22 protein-coding genes are annotated in these 20,886 nt (G+C 70.9%); 6 read left to right on the top strand and 16 right to left on the bottom strand.

Translation table 11 applies throughout. The annotated features are described in order from the left end of the window. Positions 1–10: 10 nt before the first annotated feature. Complete coding sequence (locus CAL24_RS14600; protein ID WP_028353987.1) at positions 11–526, bottom strand: DUF2271 domain-containing protein; 516 nt, start codon at positions 524–526, stop codon at positions 11–13. Between the two features lie 22 nt (positions 527–548). Then, positions 549–1,178: a PepSY-associated TM helix domain-containing protein gene (locus CAL24_RS14595; protein WP_028353986.1), complete on the bottom strand. Its 630-nt coding sequence runs from the start codon at positions 1,176–1,178 to the stop codon at positions 549–551. A gap of 64 nt (positions 1,179–1,242) precedes the next feature. Here CAL24_RS14595 and crcB point away from each other — a divergent pair, with 64 nt between their 5' ends. Then, positions 1,243–1,629, top strand: a complete 387-nt coding sequence (gene crcB, locus CAL24_RS14590; RefSeq protein WP_028353985.1) for a fluoride efflux transporter CrcB — start codon at positions 1,243–1,245, stop codon at positions 1,627–1,629. A 17-nt stretch (positions 1,630–1,646) separates the two neighbouring features. On the opposite strand, the gene hpnE is transcribed toward crcB, so the two are convergent. Genes hpnE through hpnC form a run of 3 tightly spaced genes read right to left on the bottom strand, consistent with a single transcriptional unit; the run spans position 1,647 to position 4,662 of the window. After that, on the bottom strand, positions 1,647–2,963 hold the full coding sequence (gene hpnE, locus CAL24_RS14585; protein WP_094807043.1) for a hydroxysqualene dehydroxylase HpnE: 1,317 nt from the start codon (positions 2,961–2,963) through the stop codon (positions 1,647–1,649). Further along, positions 2,960–3,823: a presqualene diphosphate synthase HpnD gene (gene hpnD, locus CAL24_RS14580; RefSeq protein WP_094807042.1), complete on the bottom strand. Its 864-nt coding sequence runs from the start codon at positions 3,821–3,823 to the stop codon at positions 2,960–2,962. The genes hpnE and hpnD overlap by 4 nt, the downstream gene beginning before the upstream one ends. Then, positions 3,820–4,662, bottom strand: coding sequence for a squalene synthase HpnC (hpnC, locus tag CAL24_RS14575; RefSeq protein WP_094807041.1), 843 nt, complete (start codon positions 4,660–4,662; stop codon positions 3,820–3,822). The genes hpnD and hpnC overlap by 4 nt, the downstream gene beginning before the upstream one ends. 113 nt (positions 4,663–4,775) lie before the next feature. On the opposite strand from hpnC, the gene alr reads away from it, so the two are divergent. Further along, positions 4,776–5,906, top strand: a complete 1,131-nt coding sequence (gene alr / locus CAL24_RS14570) for an alanine racemase (RefSeq protein ID WP_094807040.1) — start codon at positions 4,776–4,778, stop codon at positions 5,904–5,906. A gap of 21 nt (positions 5,907–5,927) precedes the next feature. Continuing rightward, positions 5,928–6,644: an SDR family oxidoreductase gene (locus tag CAL24_RS14565; protein ID WP_028353980.1), complete on the top strand. Its 717-nt coding sequence runs from the start codon at positions 5,928–5,930 to the stop codon at positions 6,642–6,644. A 12-nt stretch (positions 6,645–6,656) separates the two neighbouring features. On the opposite strand, the gene hpaI is transcribed toward CAL24_RS14565, so the two are convergent. The 4 genes from hpaI to CAL24_RS14545 are packed head-to-tail and all read right to left on the bottom strand — an operon-like array spanning position 6,657 to position 10,495. Further along, complete coding sequence (hpaI, locus tag CAL24_RS14560) at positions 6,657–7,454, bottom strand: 4-hydroxy-2-oxoheptanedioate aldolase (protein ID WP_094807039.1); 798 nt, start codon at positions 7,452–7,454, stop codon at positions 6,657–6,659. A gap of 37 nt (positions 7,455–7,491) precedes the next feature. Beyond that, positions 7,492–8,136, bottom strand: coding sequence for a hypothetical protein (locus CAL24_RS14555; protein WP_094807038.1), 645 nt, complete (start codon positions 8,134–8,136; stop codon positions 7,492–7,494). After that, complete coding sequence (locus CAL24_RS14550) at positions 8,133–8,786, bottom strand: RNA polymerase sigma factor (RefSeq protein WP_249278541.1); 654 nt, start codon at positions 8,784–8,786, stop codon at positions 8,133–8,135. Before CAL24_RS14550 ends, CAL24_RS14555 begins: the two co-directional genes overlap by 4 nt. Beyond that, complete coding sequence (locus CAL24_RS14545) at positions 8,783–10,495, bottom strand: vWA domain-containing protein (protein WP_094807037.1); 1,713 nt, start codon at positions 10,493–10,495, stop codon at positions 8,783–8,785. The genes CAL24_RS14550 and CAL24_RS14545 overlap by 4 nt, the downstream gene beginning before the upstream one ends. Positions 10,496–10,649: 154 nt before the next feature. Between CAL24_RS14545 and radA the strand changes: the two genes are divergently transcribed. The 3 genes from radA (at position 10,650) to CAL24_RS14530 (ending at position 13,254) form a co-directional block, all read left to right on the top strand. Continuing rightward, positions 10,650–12,011 carry a DNA repair protein RadA gene (gene radA, locus CAL24_RS14540; RefSeq protein WP_028353975.1) on the top strand — a complete coding sequence of 454 codons (1,362 nt, stop codon included), beginning with the start codon at positions 10,650–10,652 and terminating at the stop codon, positions 12,009–12,011. Positions 12,012–12,075: 64 nt separating this feature from the next. Continuing rightward, positions 12,076–12,858: a sulfite exporter TauE/SafE family protein gene (locus tag CAL24_RS14535; protein ID WP_094807036.1), complete on the top strand. Its 783-nt coding sequence runs from the start codon at positions 12,076–12,078 to the stop codon at positions 12,856–12,858. A gap of 171 nt (positions 12,859–13,029) precedes the next feature. Further along, positions 13,030–13,254: a hypothetical protein gene (locus CAL24_RS14530; RefSeq protein WP_038853348.1), complete on the top strand. Its 225-nt coding sequence runs from the start codon at positions 13,030–13,032 to the stop codon at positions 13,252–13,254. Here the strand turns inward: CAL24_RS14530 and CAL24_RS14525 are convergent. The 7 genes from CAL24_RS14525 to CAL24_RS14495 form a co-directional block, all read right to left on the bottom strand. Next, positions 13,233–14,642: an MATE family efflux transporter gene (locus CAL24_RS14525; protein ID WP_094807035.1), complete on the bottom strand. Its 1,410-nt coding sequence runs from the start codon at positions 14,640–14,642 to the stop codon at positions 13,233–13,235. The two genes, CAL24_RS14530 and CAL24_RS14525, sit on opposite strands and share 22 nt — an antisense overlap. Beyond that, the gene (locus tag CAL24_RS14520) at positions 14,639–16,369 is read right to left on the bottom strand and encodes an ArnT family glycosyltransferase (protein WP_028353972.1); all 1,731 of its coding nucleotides are present in this window, start codon (positions 16,367–16,369) and stop codon (positions 14,639–14,641) included. The genes CAL24_RS14525 and CAL24_RS14520 overlap by 4 nt, the downstream gene beginning before the upstream one ends. 126 nt (positions 16,370–16,495) lie before the next feature. Then, positions 16,496–16,762: a type B 50S ribosomal protein L31 gene (locus CAL24_RS14515; protein WP_028353971.1), complete on the bottom strand. Its 267-nt coding sequence runs from the start codon at positions 16,760–16,762 to the stop codon at positions 16,496–16,498. A 138-nt stretch (positions 16,763–16,900) separates the two neighbouring features. Continuing rightward, a complete protein-coding gene (gene kynA, locus CAL24_RS14510) occupies positions 16,901–17,749 on the bottom strand; it encodes a tryptophan 2,3-dioxygenase (protein WP_094807034.1) in 849 nt (282 codons plus the stop codon). A 50-nt stretch (positions 17,750–17,799) separates the two neighbouring features. After that, the gene (gene kynB, locus CAL24_RS14505; protein WP_094807033.1) at positions 17,800–18,429 is read right to left on the bottom strand and encodes an arylformamidase; all 630 of its coding nucleotides are present in this window, start codon (positions 18,427–18,429) and stop codon (positions 17,800–17,802) included. A 28-nt stretch (positions 18,430–18,457) separates the two neighbouring features. After that, entirely contained in the window at positions 18,458–19,429 is a 972-nt protein-coding gene (locus tag CAL24_RS14500; RefSeq protein WP_094807032.1) for a Bug family tripartite tricarboxylate transporter substrate binding protein, read from the bottom strand. A 47-nt stretch (positions 19,430–19,476) separates the two neighbouring features. Next, positions 19,477–20,874 (bottom strand): M20 family metallopeptidase, encoded by a 1,398-nt coding sequence (locus tag CAL24_RS14495; RefSeq protein ID WP_094807031.1) that lies wholly within the window; start codon positions 20,872–20,874, stop codon positions 19,477–19,479. Positions 20,875–20,886 lie beyond the last annotated feature (12 nt).

Below are 20,886 nucleotides of genomic sequence, written 5' to 3'. Positions count from 1 at the left end.
TCGCGTGCAATCAGGGTTTCAGGTCGAGGGCCACGGCGCCGAGCTCGTGCTCGCCCCGCGCGGTCAGGCGCTCGGCCTTGGCCGGGGGCCAGTCGAACGGCACGCGCACCAGTTCGCGGCCGCCCACTTCGCGGGCGGCTTCCACCACTACCGCATAGCGTCCCGGCTTCAGGTCGGCCAGCGGTCTGGCGGCGCCGGCGAACGACAACTGGTGCTGGCCGGCCGGCCGCGTGGCGCCGCTCACCCCGTCCACCGGGAACTGCTGGTTGCGGCCGCTGCGGCGCCACCATTGCCGCATGTCCTTGAGCCATTCAGTGCCTTCGTTGTTCTTCATGGCCACGTCGTACCAGACGGCCAGGTCGGCGGCCACGCCCTGGTCGGCGTTTTCCAGCCAGATCGCCACATAGGGCCGGTGGTACTCGGCCACGTCGAGACGGGGGATCTCGACGTTCAGGCCCAGGTCGGCGGCCTGGGCCGTGCGGGCGATCAGGCCGGCCAGCAGGGCGGACAGCAGCAGCTTGCGCATAAATTCTCCGGTCGAACGGTCTTCAATGAATGAACAGCAGGGCCAGCAGCAGCGGGATCAGCACGCCCAGGCCGACCATGGGCCAGGTGGCGGCGCGCTGGCCGGCGTGCATTTTCAGCAGCACCAGCCCGGTCAGCGAAAACACCAGACAGGCCACGGCGAACAGGTCCAGGAACCAGCTCCATGCCGTGCCAGTGTGGCGGCCCTTGTGCAGGTCGTTCAGGTAGGCGATCCAGCCACGGTCGGTCCGCTCGTACTCGAGCGCGCCGTCGGCCAGGTCGATGGACAGCCAGGCATCGCCGCCGGCGCGCGGCAGCGAGACGTAGATTTCATCCGGCGACCATTCGACGTGGCGGCCGGCCACGCGCACGTCGAACTGCTCGTCCAGCCACTGCGCCACCGGCTCCGGCACCCGGGCGTGCTTCACGTCGCGGTTGGCGGCGTTGAGCGCGTCGAGCAGGGGCGCTGGCAACTGGCCCTGGCGCACCGTGACTTCGGCGGCGGAGTCGATCAGCGCGGCATTGTTCAGGGTCAGGCCGGTGACGGCGAAGAGCAGCATGCCCAGCAGGCATAATGCCGAACTGATCCAATGCCATTGATGCAGTGTCTTGAGCCAATAGGCCCGTCGCCGGGAAGTAGCGGTGCCGTCCATGAGACATTAGGGTGTCGGAGGCTGCGGATTCTAGCACTTAAATGAGAATGAGTCTCAAAAAATCATGTCCCAGACCTTGATTCCGCTGAACTTCCTGGCCGTCGGCATCGGCGCGGCCATGGGCGCCTGGGCGCGCTGGCTGGTCGGCTCGTGGCTGAACGTGGCGCACTGGCCCTGGGGCACGCTGGCCGTCAATCTGCTGGGGGGCTACCTGGTCGGGGTGGCCCTGGCCCTGGTGGCGGGCCACCCGGAATGGCCGCAATGGGTGCGGCTGGCGGCGGTCACGGGCTTCCTGGGCGGGCTGACGACATTCTCGACGTTCTCGGCCGAGACGGTCGCCATGCTGGAGCGCGGCGCCTATGGCGGCGCCCTGGGCTATGCCGCCGCCAGCCTGCTGGGGTCGCTGGCCCTGACGGCGCTGGGGCTGGCCAGCGTGCAGGCGCTGCGCTAGCGTCCGTCGGGCGCGGCTCAGCGCGCCAGCAGCACGCGGGCGGCCTGCAGGCCGCTGCGCACGGCGCCTTCCAGCACGCCCGGATAGCCGGTGTCGGTCCAGTCGCCGGCCAGCGCCAGGGTCGGCCACGGCGTGGTATTCAGCGGGCGCACCAGCCCGGGCACCGCGGCAAAGGTGGCGCGCTTTTCGATGAACAGTTCGGCGGCCTCTACGGCCGGCATCGGCGCCAGCCGCGCCGGATGGCGCGCCGCCTGTTCGGCCACCTGGGCCGTCAGGGCGGCGATGGCGGATGCCCGGTCGGCGTTGGCCAGGCTGCGCGCGGCGCTGGCCACCACGGCCAGTTCGCCGGCGCGCGCCTTGCCGGTGAGCCGCGCCCGGTCGAACACCCATTGGCCGACATGGCCGCGCGCCGGATCGTCGCGCAGCATCATCATCGGCTCGGGCAGCGGCCAGGGCGCCGCCAGCCTCAGGTTGAGAGTGGCGATGGGTTCGTAGTCGAAGGCCTGCAGCGCGCGCAGCAGGCCTGGCGTGCCGGCCTCGCGCAGCGCCTCGCCGAGCAGGCGCGCCGCCACCGATGGCGGCACGGCCAGCACGGCGGCGTCGAAGCGCTCGCGGTTGACGTCCACGCCGCGCGTGGACGGCACCAGGTGGCGCACCGTGGCGCCATAGCGCATGGTGGCATGCAGCGCCACGGCATCGGGCCACAGCGCCGACAGGTCGACACAGGGCAGCAGCAGGTCGCTGTCGTGGCGCTGGCCGGTCAGGCTGTCCTGCAGGGTGCGCGCGTACAGGCCGGCGCTGGCCTCGGCCGGCGGCGTGTTGAGCGCCGCCAGGCACAGCGGCTCCCAGACCGCGCGCACCAGCGTATCGGGCTGGCGATAGTGCGCCAGCAACTGCGCGACGGTCCAGTCGCGCGGCGGCGTCCAGGCCATTTCCTTCAGCCCGCGCATCAGGCGCATGGCGTCCAGGCGGTCGCGCCATGACAGGCCGCGCGCGGTGAGCAGGGCGGCCGCGGCATGCCAGGGCGCGGGCAGGGGCGGCGCCGCCAGGCGGAACCGGCCGTCCAGGCTGGCCAGGCGCAGCGACCGGCGCATCAGCAGCGCCGCCGGGTTGCGGCCCAGCCGGCGCATCAGCGCCAGGGTCTGGTCATAGGCGCCCAGCAGGATGTGCTGACCGTTGTCGAGCTGGCTGCCGAATTCGGGGTGCACCACGCGCCGGGCGCGGCCGCCCGGGGTGCGCCCGGCTTCGAACACCGTGACCTGGGCCCCGGCTTCGCGCAGCGCGGCGCAGGCGGCCAGGCCGGCCCAGCCGGCGCCGATGACGGCGGCCTTCATCGCGCCAGGCGGCGCACCAGGCCGCGGCCGCCGCCCACCCAGGTTTTCCAGGCCAGCCACAGCTTGCGCAGCGGCGTGAGCGAGATGCGCTGGTGCAGCACCTGCCAGTCGTCGCGCTCGATTTCGTCGAGCAGCGCGTGGTAGATGGCCGCCATCATCAGGCCCGGCCGCTGCGCGCGGCGATCGGCCTCGGGCAGGCTGGCCATCGCTTCGCCGTACAGCTGGCGGGCGCGCTCGGCCTGGAATTTCATGAGCGCCGAAAAACGGTCGGAATAGGTGCCGTTGAGGATCTCGGCGGCCTTGACGTCGAACTGCTGCAGCTCGTTGACCGGCAGGTAAATGCGGCCGCGCCGCGCGTCGTCGCCCACGTCGCGGATGATGTTGGTGAGCTGGAACGCCAGCCCCAGCTTGCTGGCGTACTCGAGCGTGCGCGGGTCGGTATAGCCGAAGACGCCGGCCGACAGCTCGCCCACCACGCCGGCCGCGTGCCAGCAGTATTTGCGCAGGCCCGGCCAGTCCAGGTAGCGGGTCTGGTCCAGGTCCATTTCCATGCCGTCGATCACGGCCTGCATGCGCTCGCGCGAAATGTCGCAGGTCTGCAGGTGCGGCTGCAGGGCGCGCGCCACCGGATGCTCGGCGTGGCCCGCGAACAATTGGTCGACCTGGGTGCGCCACCAGGCCAGTTTGATGCGCGCCACCGACGGGTCGGAGCATTCGTCGACCACGTCGTCGACCTCGCGGCAGAACGCGTACAGCGCGGTGATCGCGCGGCGGCGCTCGGGCGGCAGGAACAGGAACGAATAGTAGAAACTCGAACCGCTTTTGGCGGCTTTTTCCTGGCAGTAGTCGTCAGGCGTCATAAATGGGTGAAGGTTCTCAGTGTGCGCCACGCCATGGCGGCCCAGTCGCGCACGCCCAGTTCGGGGCGGTTCATGAACACGTCGTAGCCGGCGCGCTCGATGCGCTCGAGGATACGCAGCCCGCCCTGCACGACCATGCGCAGTTCCAGGCCGACGCGGCCCGGCAGGCGATGCGCCAGCGGAGCGCCAGAGTGTAGCAGTGCGCGCGTGCGCTCGACCTGGAACGCCATCAGGGCGCGCCAGGCGGGCGTCAGGCGGCAGGCCGCCAGGTCTTCTTCGCTGACGCCATGGCGGCGCAGGTCTTCGCCCGGCAGATAGATGCGCTGCTTGCGCCAGTCCACCCGCACATCCTGCCAGAAATTGGCGAGCTGCAGCCCGGTGCAGATGGCATCGGCCTGCGCCAGGTTGTCCGGAGCGGCCGCGCCGTACAGGTGCAGCATCAGGCGGCCGACCGGGTTGGCCGAGCGCGAGCAGTAGTCCAGCAGGCTGGCGTAGTCGTCGTAGCGCTTGACGGTGACGTCCTGCTCGAAGGCCGACAGCAGGTCGAAGAACGGGGTGATGGGCAACTGGTGGCGGGCGATGGTGCCGGCCAGCGGCGCGAAGATGGGCGCCAGTTCGGGCGCGGCGGCCGGCACGCTGCCCGGCTCGGCGCCGATGCGGTGCAGCTCGGCCCGGAAGGCGGCCAGGCGGGCCAGCCGCTCGGCGTCGGTGGCATTGCCTTCGTCGGCAATGTCGTCGGCCGCGCGCGCATAGCGATAGATATCGCGCACCGCGCCGCGCAGCCGGCGCGGCAGCAGCAGCGATGCCACTGGAAAATTCTCGTAATGATCGACAGCCATAAATCGTGCACAGCAGCGGACCTTTTGCCGCGATGCGGGTTATTTTAGTGGGGCTTCACCGGCGCGCCGCGCCATCGCCGGCCGCCGGCCAGATCAGTTAGACTATCCGCGCCATGCCACGCCCCATCCAAGCATCCATTTCGCTCTCCGCGCTCAGCCACAACCTCGACGTGGTCAGGCGCCGCCTCGAGCAGGCCGCGCAGGCCACCGGCGGCGCCGTGCCGTCCATCTGGGCGGTCATCAAGGCCAATGCCTACGGGCATGGCATCGAAACGGCGGTGGCCGGCTTCTCGGCCGCCCAGGGCCTGGCCATGCTCGACCTGGCCGAGGCGGTGCGCTGCCGCGAGGCAGGCTGGGGCGGCCCCATCCTGCTGCTGGAAGGCCTCTTCCAGCCCGCCGACCTGGAACTGGTCGACCGCTATCACCTCAGCACCACCGTGCACACGCGCGAGCAGCTCGACATGCTGGCGCACGCGCGGCCGTCGCGGCGGGTCGACATCATGCTCAAGCTCAACACCGGCATGAACCGCCTCGGCTTCATGCCGGACGCCTACGGCGGCGCGCATGCCCGCGCCCTGCAACTGCGTGAGCAGGGCGTGGTGGGCGCCATCGGCAAGATGACCCACTTCGCCTGCGCCGACGGCCCGCAGGGCGTGGCCGAACCGCTGCGCGTGTTCGACGCCGTCACCGGCGGGCTGGGCGAGGGGCCGGTCAGCGTCTGCAATTCGGCCGCCACCCTGCGCTACCCGGAGGTCGCCGTGGACCGCGTCCGCCAGCCGCACTGGGTGCGGCCCGGCATCTGCCTGTACGGCGCTTCGCCGTTCGCCGATGTCAGCGCCGCCGAGTTCGGCCTGCGCCCGGCCATGTCGCTGCGTTCGCAGATCATCGGCGTGCAGGACCTGGCCGCCGGCGCCGAGGTCGGCTACGGCGCCACCTTCCGGGCCGATCGCCCCATGCGGGTCGGAGTGGTGGCCTGCGGCTATGCCGACGGCTATCCGCGCCATGCCGGCACCGGCACGCCGGTGGTGGTCGGCGGGGTGCGCACCCGGCTGGTCGGGCGGGTGTCCATGGACATGCTGGCGGTCGATCTCGACCCGGTGCCCGCCGCGGGGGTCGGCACGCCCGTGTCGTTGTGGGGCCAGGACGGCCCGTCGGTCGACGAGGTCGCCCAGGCGGCCGGCACCATCGGGTACGAACTGCTGTGCGCCCCGACTCCCCGCGTGCCGGTCAAGCGCGACCCCTGATCATTCTTTAGCGAGGATCCCATGAAGGACAAATGTGTGCTCGTCACGGGCGCGACCAAGGGCATCGGCTGGGCCTTGACCCAGCGGTTGACCGATCTCGGCTGTCATGTCGTGGGCATCGCGCGCAATACCGACCATGTCGATTTTCCCGGCTACCTGTATGCCTGCGACCTGGCCGATGCCGGCCGCACCGAGGAAGTGCTGCGCGAGATCCGCGAGAAATTCCCGGTCGACGCCATCGTCAACAACGTCGGCATCGTGCGCCCGCAACCCTTGGGCGAAATCGACCTGGCCTCGCTCTACAGCGTCATGGACCTGAACGTGCGCGTGGCGGTGCAAGTCACGCAGGCATTCGTCGATTCCATGAAAGTGCGCCGCACCGGCCGCATCGTCAACGTATGCAGCCGCGTCATCCACGGCGGCTACGAGCGCACCAGCTATTCGGCCGCCAAGAGCGCGCTGGTCGGGTGCACGCGCACCTGGGCGCTGGAGCTGGCCGAATACGGCGTCACCGTCAACGCGGTCGCGCCCGGCCCCATCGAGACCGAGCTGTTCCGCCAGGCCCAGCCGGCCGGCAGCGACGGCGAGAAGCGCGCGCTGGCTTCCATACCCATGAAGCGGCTGGGCACGCCGGCCGAAGTCGCGGCCGCCATCGCCTTCCTGCTGTCCGACGAGGCCGGTTTCATCACCGGCCAGGTCCTGGGCGTGGACGGCGGCGGCAGCCTGGCCGGACGCTGACGCCGGCGCGAATCAATACGGCCCGGCGCCGGTCGCGGGCCGCAGGTCCTTGAACTCGGCGGCCAGGCGTTCAGTGGCGCGCGCCAGCAGGCTGGCGTCGGCGCCCACGGCCACGAACAGCGCGCCGGCCGCCAGGAAGCGGCGCGCCAGGTCCGGATCGCCGTGCAGGATGCCGGGCGCCTTGCCGGTGCGCGCAATGCGCGCGATGGCATCGTCCAGCGTGCGCAGCATGTCGGGGTGGTCGGGCCGGGTCAGGTAGCCCATGCTGGCCGACAGGTCGGCCGGCCCGATGAACACGCCGTCCACCCCCTCGACCGCCGCGATGTCTTCCAGCGCCTCCAGGCCCTGGGGCGTCTCGATCTGCACCAGCACGCACATTTCCGCATTGGCCCGCGCCAGGTAGTCGGGCACGCGGTTCCAGCGGGCCGCCCGCGCCAGGGCGCTGCCCACGCCGCGGATGCCCTGCGGCGGATAGCGCACCGCGGCCACCGCCGCCGCTGCCTCGGCAGCCGACTGCACCATGGGCACCAGCACCGTCTGCGCGCCGGCGTCCAGGATGCGCTTGATCTCGACCGGGTCATTCCAGGCCGGCCGCACGACCGGCATGACGGGGTAGGGTGCCACCGCCTGCAGTTGCGCCAGGGTGGTCTGCAGCGTGTTGGGCGAATGCTCGCCGTCGATCACCAGCCAGTCGAAACCGGCACCGGCGCAGATCTCGGCGGTATAGGCATTGGCCAGTCCGACCCACAGGCCGATCTGGGGGCGCTTGGCGTGCAGGGCTTGCTTGAAGGTGTTGGTGAGGAGGTCCATGGCGGTGTGGCGGGAGGGGAACGATCGGTGCGGGGCCTCACTGGCGCGGCAGCAGCGCCTGCAGGTCCGGCGGCAGCGCCAGGCCGGGGGCCTGGTCTTGCAGCGCGCGCAGCGCCGCCAGGGCCTGCTCGCGTTCGCCGGCACGCAGCAGCTCGCGCACGCGCTCGATGCGAGGGTCGGCCTCGGCGGCCGAATCCGTCGGCGGCGCGGCTTCCAGCTGCGGCCGGGCGCTGTACTGCTGCGCGGGCGCGGCAGGTTGGGCTGGCGCGGCCTGGTCGGCCTGCGGGGCGGGAGGCGCGACGCGGCGCAGCGCCGCCGACGCTTCGGGGCGGACGGGGGCGGCGGCCGGCGGCGCGGCCGGGCGCTCCAGGGTGCGGGGCGGGCTGGCGAGTTCGCGGTCCACCGGCGGCGCATCGGCCAGTCCGGCCACTTCCGGGTCCTGGAAGTCGGACAGGAGGAACAGCGAACTGGCCAGCACGATCGAGGCGGCCACGCCCCAGCCCGGGTGCCAGAGCCGGCGCTGGCGCTGCACGCGGCGGTCGGCCGCGGCGGCGCGCGCCGCCGTGGCGCGCACCGCGGCGTCGAGCTCGGGCCCGGGCTCGGTGCTCGGCAAGGTGCGGTACAGCGCCCGCAGGTCCAGGTCGTCTTGTTCGTCGTGGGGCGGGCGATGATGGGCCGTCATGCGGGGCTCCTTTCAGCGGCAACAGGCCCTAACTCCTCGCGGATGCGCTGCGTGGCGTAGCGCAGGCGCGATTTCACGGTTTCGCGCGGCGCGCCGGTCACGGCGGCGATCTCTTCCAGGCTCAATTCGTGTTCCAGCCGCAGCAGTATGGCATGGCGCTGTTCGTCCGGCAGGCGTTCGATGGCCAGTTGCAGCCGGCGGCGCATCTGGAAATCGGATAGCTGCCGGTCGGGCTGTTCGTGTTCGGCCGCCGGCAGGGCCGCCAAGGCCGCCTCGGCCTCTGCGCTCGCCTGCGGCGCATGGCGCCGATGCGCATCCACCGCCAGATTATGCGCGATCCGCAGCAGCCAGGTGGTGAATTTCGCGCGCGGCTGCCAGCGCGCGCGGGCGTCGATCACCCGGCTCCAGGTTTCCTGGAAAATATCGTCGGCCAGGTGCGGGTTGCGGACACTGCGCAGGATGTAGCGGTACAGCCCGGCGCGGTGGCGCGCATACAGCGCGTCGAACGCCGCCAGGTTGCCTGCGGCGTAGGCCTGCATCAGCGTTTCATCGTCGGCGCCCGGGATGTCCATGGCGGCCGAGTGTATCCGTTCGGCCGGGATCGCGCATCCGCCGGACGCCGCGCTGGCGGCCGGGGCTGCCAGGCTCATTGCACGGCCGGCGTGCCCAAGCCGGCGGCCAGCTCCACCAGGGCCGCCAGCTCGGCATTCAGGCCATGCGGGTCGGCGCCGCGCGCTTCGCGCGCCAGGGCGGCGATCTGCGCGGGCGTGTAGCCGTCCAGGTACTTGCCGCCGCGCAGCCACTGGGCAAAGGCCGCGGCCGCCGCGGCGCGCCGCAGCCCTTCGGAACCCGGGCCCGGCGTGGCCGTATGCGCCACTGCCTGCTCGACCAGGCGGCTGGCCTGGGCGTCGGGCGATTTGTAGCGGATGCGCACGAACGCCAGCTCATCGCCCGGCGCGGCCGCCGCCGCGGGCTTGCCGTAGCGCAACGGCTCCAGCCGCGCTTGCGGCGCGCCCACCGGCGTGATCTCGTACAGGGCGGTCACGTTGGCGCCCGCGCCGATCTCGCCGGCGTCGACCCGGTCGTTGTTGAAATCCTCGCGCGCCAGGGCGCGCTTCTCGTAGCCGATCAGGCGATACTCGGCGACCACGGCCGGATTGAACTCGACCTGGATCTTCACGTCGCGGGCGATGGTCATCAAGGTGGCCGACAGTTCGCCGGCCAGCACCTTGCGGGCCTCGCGCAGGCTGTCCAGGTAGTGGTAGCTGCCATTGCCGGCATCGGCCAGCTGCACGGCCAGCGCATCGTTGAAATTGCCGCCGCCCACGCCCAGCGTGGTCAGGGCGATGCCGCTTTGCCGCTGGCGCGCGATCCTGTCCTTCAGCGTGTCCAGGTCGGTCGCCCCCACGTTGAAATCGCCGTCGCTGGCCAGCAGGATGCGGTTCACGCCGCCCTTGATGAAGCCCTTGGCGGCCTGCGCATAGGCCAGGTCCAGGCCGGCGCCGCCATTGGTGGAGCCGGCCGCCTGCAGCCCGTCGATGGCGGCATGGATGCGCGCCTTCTGGTCGCCCGGCGTCGAGTCCAGCGTCATCGAGGCTTCGCCGGCATAGGTGACGATCGCCACCCGGTCCTGCGCGCGCAGCCCGGCCACCAGTTGCTTCAGCGCGCCCTTGAGCAGGGGCAGCTTGTCGCGGTCGGCCATCGAGCCGGAGGTGTCGATGAGGAACACCAGGTTGGCGGCCGGAATGTCCTGCGGCGCCACGCGCCAGCCCTGCACGCCGATCTTCAGCAACTGGCGCGAGGGATTCCACGGCGCGGCGGCCAATTCGGTGGTGATGCTGAACGGCGCCGCGCGCGACGGCGGCGGCGCATAGCCGTAGTCGAAGTAATTGATGAACTCCTCCGCGCGCACGGCGTCGGCGGGTGGCAGGCGGCCTTCGTTCAGCAGCCGGCGCACATTGGTGTACGAGCCGGTGTCGACGTCCACGCCGAAGGTGGACACCGGCTGCTGCTGCGTCGCATGGACCGGGTTGTCGCGATAGCTCGCGTAGTTCTCGCGGTCTTCCGCTTGCGGCGCCGGGTAGTGGCCGGGCAGCAACGATGCGGGCGCCGGCCGCGCCAGGTAGGCGTGCGGCGCGTATTCCCGGCGCAGCGTCGCCGGCGCGGCCGCGCCGAACGTCGCTTGCGGGGCCGCCGCGTCGGCGGCCGGCGTGGCGGCAGGCGGTTGCCGGATGGCCGGCGTTGCCGCGGCCGGCGCGGCAACGCCGGCTTGTTCCTGCTGCGGCGGCGAGCATGCCGCCAGCAGCGCGGCGGCCAGGGTGGTGCAGATCAGGCGAGCCGGGGTCTTGTTCGGGTTCATGGTTCCGATCCTTGTCTGGTGGGCGTATCTGTTAAACGCGCCAGGCCGGTCGGCGGGGTTGGCTGTCGGCCAGGGTTTTTGCAAGAAATCGTATCCGCGCCAGGCCGGCGCACAGCCGCCGAGGCCGCTGTCGCATTACCGGTAAACTTGCGCCATGGCCAAGCCCCGAACCGTCTATGTCTGCGCCGAATGCGGCGGCACCAGTCCCAAATGGCAGGGCAAATGCCCCCATTGCAACGCCTGGAACACCCTGGAAGAAACCGTCGAGGCGGGCGGCCCGGCCGCCGCCGCGCATCGCTATGCGCCGCTGGCCGCGTCCAGCCCGGTGCGCAGCCTAGCCGACATCGAGGCGCGCGAGACGCCGCGCCAGCCCACCGGCCTGGACGAGTTCGACCGCGTGCTGGGCGGCGGCCTGGTGGCCGGCGCCGTGGTGCTCATCGGCGGCGATCCGGGCATCGGCAAGTCGACCCTGCTGCTGCAGGCGCTCGCGTCCCTGTCGGCCAGCGCACGCGTGCTGTATGTCACCGGCGAAGAGTCCGCCGAACAGGTAGCGCTGCGCGCCAAGCGGCTGGGGCTGCCCACCGGCGACGTGAACCTGCTCGCGGAAATCCGCCTCGAAGCGATCCAGGCGGCCGTGTCCGAGCAGCAGCCCGCGGTGGCCGTCATCGATTCGATCCAGACGCTGTACAGCGGCGAGCTGACCGCCGCGCCGGGCTCGGTCTCGCAGGTGCGCGAATGCGCGGCGCAGCTGACGCGGCTGGCCAAGCAGACCGGCATCGCCATCGTCATGATCGGCCACGTCACCAAGGACGGCGCGCTGGCCGGCCCGCGCGTGCTGGAACACATCGTCGACACCGTGCTGTACTTCGAGGGCGACACGCATTCTTCGTTCCGCCTGGTGCGCGCCTTCAAGAACCGCTTCGGCGCGGTCAACGAGCTGGGCGTGTTCGCGATGACCGACCGCGGCCTGCGCGGTGTGGCGAACCCCTCGGCGCTATTCCTGTCGCAGCATGCGCAGCAGGTGGCGGGCTCGTGCGTCATGGCCACCCAGGAGGGCACCCGGCCGCTGCTGGTCGAGATCCAGGCGCTGGTCGACAGTTCCCACGCGCCCAACCCGCGCCGCCTGACCGTCGGCCTGGAAGGCAATCGCCTGGCCATGCTGCTGGCGGTGCTGCACCGGCACGCCGGGGTCTCCACCTACGACCAGGACGTATTCGTCAACGCGGTGGGCGGTGTGCGTATCACCGAGCCGGCCGCCGATCTGCCGGTCCTGCTGGCCATCATGTCGTCGCTGCGCGACCGGCCGCTGCCGCGCGGCCTGGTGGCATTCGGCGAAGTGGGCCTGGCCGGCGAGATCCGGCCCGCGCCGCGCGGCCAGGAACGCCTGCGCGAGGCCGCCAAGCTCGGTTTCAGCGTGGCGCTCATCCCCAAGGCCAATGCCCCGCGCCAGCCCATCGAGGGGCTGGAAATCTGGGCCGTCGACCGCCTGGACGCCGCGCTGGACAAATTGCGATGAGCGGCGCCGCGCCAGCGCGCGCGCCGTCCCGGCCATTTCCCTTCATCATCGAGGAGTCGCGGGCATGAGCCTGTGGGTAGTCGTGGGCATCTGCCTGGCGTGCGGCGCATTGATCGGTTTCCTGGGCGGCGTGCTGGGCATCGGCGGCGGGCTGATCGCCATTCCGGCGCTGGTGCTGCTGATGGGCATGTCGCAGCAACTGGCGCAGGGCACGGCGCTGATCATGGTGCTGCCCACCATCATGATGGCCGTGCGCAAGTACAACCAGCACGCGCGCATCGACCGGCCGGTCGCGCTGGCGGGCGCGGCGGGCGCGGTGGCGTTCACCTGGGTCGGCGCCCAACTGGCGCTCGGCATTCCTTCGCGCACGCTGCGCCTGAGCTTCGCCGTGTTCCTGTTCTTCGTGGCGGTCTTCTACGTCTACAAGATCGCGCACCGGCCGCGCGCCGCGGTGTCGGGCCGGCCCGAGCGCGCACGTCCCGCGCCGGCCTTCACGCGGCCGCGTGCCGCGCTGCTGGGCGTGGCCTGCGGCACGCTGGGCGGCTTCTTCGGCGTGGGCGGGGCGGTCATGGCGGTGCCCATCCTGACCTCGTTGTTCCGCCTGCCGCAGACCTCGGCGCAGGCCCTGGCGCTGACCATGATCATCCCCGGCTCCACCATTGCCCTGGTGGCCTACAGCTGGGCCGGCCAGGCCAACTGGTGGGTCGGGCTGCCGCTGGCGGCCGGCAGCCTGGTGTTCGTGCCGGTGGGGGTGCGCCTGGCCTACCGCCTGCCGGAGCGCAAGCTGCGCGCCTGCTTCGCGGCGATGCTGTTCGCCACGGTGGCATTGCTGATCTTCGAAGCCTAGCGCCACGGGCGGGGCGGCCGCATGTCTACACCGCTGGATACTCGCGCCAGCGCAGTCATGACCGGACGTTAATGTCGGCAAGACTTTCCCGCGCCGCGGAACCTGCGGCCGCGGGCATGCTCCAATAAAGCCCGGGCCGTCGGTCCGGACAGTTTCACAGGAGGTACCCTCATGACCACTCCCGCTCGAATCGCCGCTTTTCTTTCCACGTCGGCGCTGTGCCTGGGCCTGGCCGCCGGTCCGGCCCATGCCGGGCAGCGCGACGCCGACGGCCAGCGCGAAGCCCGTTCCCTGACGCAGGAACGCGAGCCGGCCGCGGGCGAGTCCGCCGCCGAAACCGCCCGTCCCGCCGAAACCTCGCTAGGGCGCGACGCTCAGCGCTCGCGCAACCGGTAATCCCGGAGGATCTTCCGGTACCACGCATGCAGCAGCAGCGCCGATAGCGCCAGGCCCATCATGGCCATGAGCCACATGGTGCCGGCGCCCATCGGCGAGCCGGGAATCACCAGCAGGCGCAGCCAGTCCAGGCCGCCGCGGCCGGGGCCGAAACCCAGCCACCAGCCGCCCAGCAGGCCCACCACGGCCAGCGCCACGATCTGCAGCAAGAGCGGCACCACGGCGACCTTGTACGCCCGCAGCACATACGAGTTGATGCACTGCATCGAGTCGCACAGGTGGAACAGCGGGATCATCGTCAGCAGGGCGCCGGCCACGGCGGCTACCTGGGCGTCGTCAGTGTAGGCCGCCAGGATCAGCGGCCGTCCCGCCAGCAGCACCACCGCGGTCAGCAGCGCGCCCAGCAGGCCCAGCGCCATGCCGGCCGCGCCGGTGCGCTCGGCCAGCGCCAGGTTGCCGGCGCCGATCGCCTGCGCGGTCAGCGCGGCGGTGGCCACGCCCAGCGCCATCGGCATCATGTAGCAGAGCGCGGCCAGGTTCGACATGATCTGGTGCCCGCCGCTGACATACGTGCCTTCGCGCGCCACCAGCAGCGCCATGAACGTGAAGGCCGAGACTTCCACCAGGTATGAACCGCCCATGGGCAGGCCCAGCCGCAGCAGTTCCTTCTGGGCCGGCCAGGACGGCCGTCCCAGCGTCAGCGCGAAGCGGTGGAAGTAGCGGTCGCGGGTGATCACCAGCAGGCCGATCCCCAGGCTGATCCAGGACACGATCGCGGTGGCCAGGCCGGCGCCGGTGGCGCCCATGGCCGGCAGGCCGAGATGGCCGTAGATCAGCACCCAGTTCAACAGCGCCTTCACGCCCACCGCGGCCAGGTTGATGGTCATCACGATCTTGGGGCGCGACAGGGCGGTGCCCAGGGCATAGATGGTGCGGAACACCAGCGCCGCCGGCAGGGCCAACGCCAGCGCGCGCAGATAGCCGGCCACGCGGTCGCGCACCTCCGGCGCCACGTCGCCCGACAATGACAGCCAGGTGTCGGGAAACATCATCAGCACCGCGCCCACCGCGGCCAGTCCCAGCGCCAGCCACACCCCTTGTCCCCAGGTGCGGCCGACCTCGTGGTGGCGGCCGGCGCCGAAGTGCTGGGCCAGGATGGGAATCAGCGCGTGCACCACGCCCATCAGGCCCACGAAGATGGTGATGTACACCGACATGGACAGCGACATGGCCGCCAGGTCGGTGGCGCTGGCGTGGCCGTTCATCGCGGTGTCCAGCACGCCGAAGGCGATGCCGGCCCATTGGCTGATCAGCACCGGCCAGGCCTGCCGCGCGATGCCGAGCATCGCGGCGCCGAAGCCGCCGGCGGGAGCGGCGGGCGGGTTCATCGCGAAGGGGCGACGCGCAGCAGGCGGAATATCTCGTGCCGGTCGGCGCGCCGGCCGCCTTGCCACAATTCCTCGGCGCCTTCGCTGTAGGCCGCTTCGCCGTCGCGCAGGCGTTCGCGCGTGGTCTGCTGCAACACCAGCGGGCAGCGCGAATCGTAGCTGAGGGTCAGGTTGTCGAAAATCAGCAGCGAAGCGCGCTGGCCGCTGCCCACGCTCAGGCCGCGCACGCATTCGCCGGGCTGGCGGTACTGCGCCAGCGCCGCCGCCAGTTCGGCCGACATGTCGCGGTAGCTGCGCGCGTAGTCCACCGCCGGCTGCCACAGCAGCACCAGCAGGATCCAGGTGGCGGTCAGGCCGCTGGCCGACAGCACCGTGCCGCGCCACAGCGCGGCCGGATGCGAGCGCAGGCGCCATACCACCAGCCGCACCCAGGCCGCGGTGACCACCACGGCCAGGGCGAAGGCGAACCACGAAATGACCGGCTCATAGCCGGTGGTCTGGCGCGCGATGTTGCGCGCGATCTGCGCCGGCCAGCCGAAATGCAGCGCGATCCAGCCCAGCCAGGCGGTGGCCACGGTCAGCGAAAAGCACATCACCGCGAACCAGTCCAGCGTGTTGACCACGCCGCGTCGCAGCGTCGGCAGGGAGAACGCCGCCAGGATCGCGCAGGGCACGGCCAGCATGATGAATTCGGAGTCGGTGGGTTCTTCCAGGAAGAACAGTTCCAGCCCCGCGCAGGCCACCGCGACCAGCGGCAGCCAGATGTGGGGCGCGTACAGCCAGTCGCGCCAGCGCCACACCGCCAGCACCGCCAGCGGCCAGGTCGGCCACAGGTACCAGGGCAGGTCGCGCAGGGTGCGGCCGGTGTCCGACAGGCTGGGCCAGTCGAACAATGTCAGGTTCCAGATCTTCCAGCTGCGGATCCAGTATTCGCTGCCTTGCGTGGCGGGAATCCACCAGGCCAGGATCAGCGCGGCGGCGACCGCGGCCGCCAACGGCAGCCAGCGGCGGCGGGCCCACAGCGCGCTGCGCGGGTGGAACGCCAGCAGCGCCGCCGCCATGACCGGCAGGGCGCCCAGCCAGCCGCGGATCAGGAAGCTGGCCGCCAGCGCTACCCCCAGCGTGGCGGCGCCGGTGGCCGGGCGGTCCAGGGTGCGCGCCAGCGAGTAGAACGCCAGCGCCTGGGCCGCCATGATGGCCGGCACCACGGACGATTCGTGGGTGCGCTGCAGGATGCCCACGGTCGCCAGCAGCAGCAGCAGCGCCGCGTCGGCCAGCATGCGGCCGTAGTCGCGCGCGGAGGGTTCGCCGCCGAACGGCAGCGCCAGCGGCTGCGCTTCCGCGCGCCGTCCGAGCAGGTAGGTGCCGTACCAGACGCTGACCGTGGTGATGCCGAACCATAGCAGGTTGGGCAGCCGGCCGGCCGGGATGTCGCCGATCAGCGGGCCGAACAGCCAGATGCAGATCGCCCCGGCCCAGGTGATGAGCGGGCCTTCCTCGGCATAGGCCAGTTGTCCCACTTGCGGCAGCAGCCAGGTCAGGCCGCCTTCGCGCACCGCGGTGATCATCGTCGCCAGCCCCACCGCATCGTCGGTCTTCCAGGGGTCGCGCATGAACAGGCCGGCCACGATATAGGCCAGCGACAGGCCGAGCAGCACCAGCCGGGGCAGCTTGGCGGTGGCCGGAATGGTCAGTCGAGCCGGAGTCGAACGCGTGATGGGAGACACTGGGCTAATGTAACGTAACCGGGCGGCTCGGGCCGCGTCGCCATGAAACGGGGATGGATCGGTGCGGCGCGGAAAAAAAAGCAGCCCGGAGGCTGCTTTTCTGGCTGCGCCGCTGGAGCAGCAAGTTTACGACGCCGACTTGACCGCGCCGGTGGTGCGGGCGAAGCGGGCGCGGAATTTCTCGACGCGGCCGGTTTCGACGATGCGGGTCTGGGCGCCGGTATAGAAGGGGTGCGATTCGGAGGTGACGTCGCACTTGAAGAGCGGGTACGTCTTGCCGTCGAGCTCGATGGTTTCGCGGGTGTGGATGGTCGAGCGGGTCACGAACTTGCCGCCCGTCTGCACGTCCATGAACACCACTTCACGGTATTCGGGGTGAATGCCTTCTTTCATGATCTATTCCAGTTCTTCCGGTGCTGGGCCGGGGGTTTGCGGGTCGCCAGCCAAGCGGTCGCACAACACCCAGGGTTCGCCAGGGTTGCGGTCACGTCAGCCACGTATCCAGGAAGTAACCACACATTCTAGCATGGTTCACAGGTCGGTGCGCAAGGCCCAGATCTCCGGGAACAACACCACGTCCAGCATCTTGCGCAGGTACGCCACCCCGGAGGTGCCGCCCGTGCCGCGCTTGAAGCCGATGACGCGCTCCACGGTGGTGACGTGGCGGAAGCGCCACAGGCGGAATGCGTCTTCCAGGTCGGTGAGCTTTTCGCCCAGCTGGTACAGGTCCCAATACTTGTCGGGCTGCCGGTAGACCTCCAGCCAGGCGGCCTCGACCGCCGGATCGGCCTGGTACGGCCTGGTCCAGTCGCGCTCGGTGTGGCTGGCCGGCACCGGCAGGCCGTTGCGGGCCAGCAGCCGCAGCGATTCATCGTACAGCGACGGCGCCTGGTAGGCCGCCTGTACCTGCGCCAGCAGGTCGGCCCGATGGGCGTGCGGCTTGAGCATCGCGGCGTTCTTGTTGCCCAGCAGGAACTCGATCTGGCGATACTGGTAGCTCTGGAAGCCGCTCGAGCGCGCCAGGTGCGGGCGCAGGGCGGAATACTCGGGCGGCGTCATGGTGGCCAGCACATCCCAGGCATGCACGAGCTGTTCCATGATCTTGCTGACGCGCGCCAGCATCTTGAAGGCCGGCGGCAGGCGGTCGGCGGCCACGCTGGCGATCGCGGCGCGCAGTTCGTGCAGCATCAGCTTCATCCACAGCTCGGAAGTCTGGTGCTGCACGATGAACAGCATTTCGTTGTGTTCCGGCGACAGCGGATGCTGGGCGCCCAGCAGTTCGTCCAGGTGCAGGTAGTCGCCGTAGGTCATGTCCCGCGCGTAATCCAGCTGCGCGTTCTCGGTGCGGACGATGTCTTCGGGTCGTTCAGGTGTATTCATGGCGGTCTCGGGATGGTGCCGCCGCCGGGCGCGCGGCCCGGCAGGGCGGGTCAGCCCAGCTCGCGCAATACCGCGCGCACCGGGCTGGCGTCAGCCTGGGCCAGCGCCAGCGGCAGGGCGATCAGTTCGTAGTCGCCTTCCGCGACGTCGTCGAGCAGCAGGTTTTCCAGCACGCGGATGTCGCGCCGCAAGATGACGTGATGGCTGTCCAGGGTCTTGCTGCTGGCGGGGTCGATGCTGGGCGTGTCCAGGCCGATCAGCATGACGCCGCGCTCGGCCAGCCATTCGATGGTATGCGGCGCGTAGGCCGTGAAGTCGTCGGTCCACCAGTCCAGCGCGGCGTGCTTGGCGGTGCGCACGAGCACCCGCGGCGGCAGGTCGTCGGCCGCGTGCCGCAAGTGTTCGGGCAGGATCAGCGGGCCGCAGTCCAGGGCGTGGATCACCCGGCACGGCCCCAGGAACGGCTCGAGCGGCAGCGCGCCGATGGCCGGCGCGCCGTTGCGATAGTGCAGCGGGGCGTCGGCATGCGCGCCGGTGTGCGGCGACAGCGTGATCTCGCTGACGTTGACCGGGCACTCCGGCGTCAGCGACCACTTCCATTGCTGCCGGTATGGGGTGTCGCCCGGAAATACCGGCGAGTCGGCCGATACCGGCGGCGAAATATCCCAGAGGCGTTTCATGGATGCGGAAGCGGAGGAAGGGCTCGGTTCAGTCAAGGGAAATCGCGGCGCGCGCGCCGATGTCGCCGAAGACCTGCAGCTCTTGCCCGATTTGTCGTCGGAACGCCGCCGGCCCCCATGCGACGGGCTGCAGCGCCATCGCGGAGAAAGCCGCGTCGATCTCGGCATCCTGCATGATAGCGGCAACCGCCTGTTCCAGGGTAGACAGCACCGGGGCGGGCGTGCCGGCCGGCGCCGCCAGGCCGTACCATCCCATCAACGAGACGGACGGCATGCCGGCCTCGGCGAAGGTGGGCACATCCGGCAGTTGCCCGGCGCGCTGGCTGCCGGTGACGGCGATGGCGCGGACCTTGCCGGCCTTGACATGCGGCGCGGCCGACGACACCGTGTCGACGCCCAGGTCGATTTCGCCGCCGATCAGCGCCGTGACCAGTTGCGCGCTGCCCTTATAGGGCACCGGCGACAGCGCGGCCCCGGCGGCCTGGGCGAACATCTCGCCGGTCAGGTGCGGGGCGGAGCCCGCGCCGAAGGTGCCGTACATCAGTCCCGCCTGGCCCGACCGCTGCCGCGCCAGGGCCGCCAGTTCGGCGGCATTGCCGGCCGGCAGGTCGTTCTTGGCGAGCAGCACCACCGGGGCCAGGGCCACGATCGCGAGCGGCGCAAAGCTGGCCAGGGGCGAGTACGGCAGGTTTTTCTTCAATGCCGGCAATACTGTGTAGGTGGTCGATCCGGACAGCATCAGGGTGTAGCCGTCCGGCGCGGCCTCGGCCACGGCCTGCGCGCCGATGATGGTCGAGGCGCCCGGACGGTTCTCCACGATGAACGGCTGGCCCAGCCGCTCCGCCAGCTTCCTGGCCAGATGGCGCGCGACGGCGTCAGTGGCGCCGCCGGGCGTGAACGGCACCACGATCTTGACCGGCTTGGCCGGATACGCCGCGGTCGCCGGCGCGGTGCCGGCCAGGAAGCAGGCCATGACGGCCAGGCCCAGGATGCGCTTCATGTGTATTCCCCTTGTCGTGATCTGAGTTGCTGCGCGCCGCGACCGGTTCAGCGCCGTGGCGCGGGCCGCAGGCCGGCTTCGCCGAGGTCCCAGTACAGGCCCGCCATGACGGCCAGGCCTTCGCGGGCCACGCCGCCCAGCAGGTGCTCGTCGGGCGCGTGCTGGGCGCAGGCCGGATAGGAATGCGGCACCCACACGGTGGGCAGTCCGAGCTGGTCGGCGAAGATGTCGTTCGGCAGCGAGCCCCCCAAGTTGGGCAGCAGCACGGCGTCGCGGCCAGTGGTCTGGCGCAGCGACTGCGCCGCCCACTGCACCCATGGATGGTCGGGCAGGAGCCGGGTCGCGGCGGCCTGCGCGCCCAGGCGCACCTGCACCATCGGGAAGCCGTGGCGGTCCAGATGGTCGCGCACATGCTGTTGCAGGCCGCGCCAGTCCGTACCCACCACGAAACGCAATTGGCACCAGGCGCTGGCCCGCGGCTGGATGGCATTGACCGGCTTGGCGGCGTCGCCCGCCGACAGGGTCAGCACATCAAGACTGTTCCAGCCAAACACCTGCTCGGCCGGGCCCAGCCCTGGCTCGCCCCAATCCTGGTCGACGTCGGGGTCGTCGATACCGCCGCCCACCGGCAGGCCGGCCAGCGCCTGCCGGATCTGCGGCGGCATGGCCGGAGGCCGCAGGGCGTCTACCGCAATGCGGCCGCGCGCATCCACCAGCGAGGCGAGCGCATGCGCCAGCAGGATCGCCGGGTTGGCGAGCAGGCCGCCCCAATTGCCCGAATGGTATGCGCGCTCGCGCAGATGCACCGACAGCTCGAAATTCACGGCCCCGCGCGAGCCCATGAACAGCGTCGGCCGTTCGGCCGCCAGCCGGGGGCCGTCGCTGGCCAGGAACAGGTCGGCCGCCAGGGCGGGGCGGTGGCTGGCGCAGAAGGCGGCCAAGCCTGGCGAGCCGGCTTCTTCGCCGGTTTCGATCAGCAGCTTGGCATTGAAACCCAACCGGCCTGCGCGCGCGGCCATGACCGATTCCAGCGCGGCCAGGTTGATGGAGTGCTGGCCTTTGTTGTCGGCCGTGCCCCGTCCGTACCAACGATCCCCCTCGACCTGCAGGCGCCAGGGGTCGCGTCCGGCGCTCCACCGGGCGGCGTTGCCGCGCACCACGTCGGCGTGTCCGTACATCAGCACCGTGGGCAGGTCCGGGTCTTCGATGCGTTGGGCCACCAGCAGCGGCAGGTCGACGCCGGCAGGATTGGGGTGGATGGTCAGCGAGAAGCCCAGCCGCTGTAGCAGCGGAGCCAGTTCTTCGCGCAGGTAGGCGTGCTGCGCGGCCGCCTGGGCGGGTTCCTCGCTTTCCGTCTGGTATGCGATCCGGCGGGCGAGCGTGGCAAGAAAACGGCCGTCGTCGAATTGCTGGACGGCGGACGAGATGGCTTCGGAGCGGGTCACTGGGCGCGGCGC

The organism is Bordetella genomosp. 2, from assembly GCF_002261345.1.
Lineage (GTDB): Bacteria > Pseudomonadota > Gammaproteobacteria > Burkholderiales > Burkholderiaceae_B > Bordetella_A.
The sequence above is the reverse complement of the archived record's forward strand: the minus strand, read 5'-3'. Positions and strand labels throughout refer to the sequence as shown.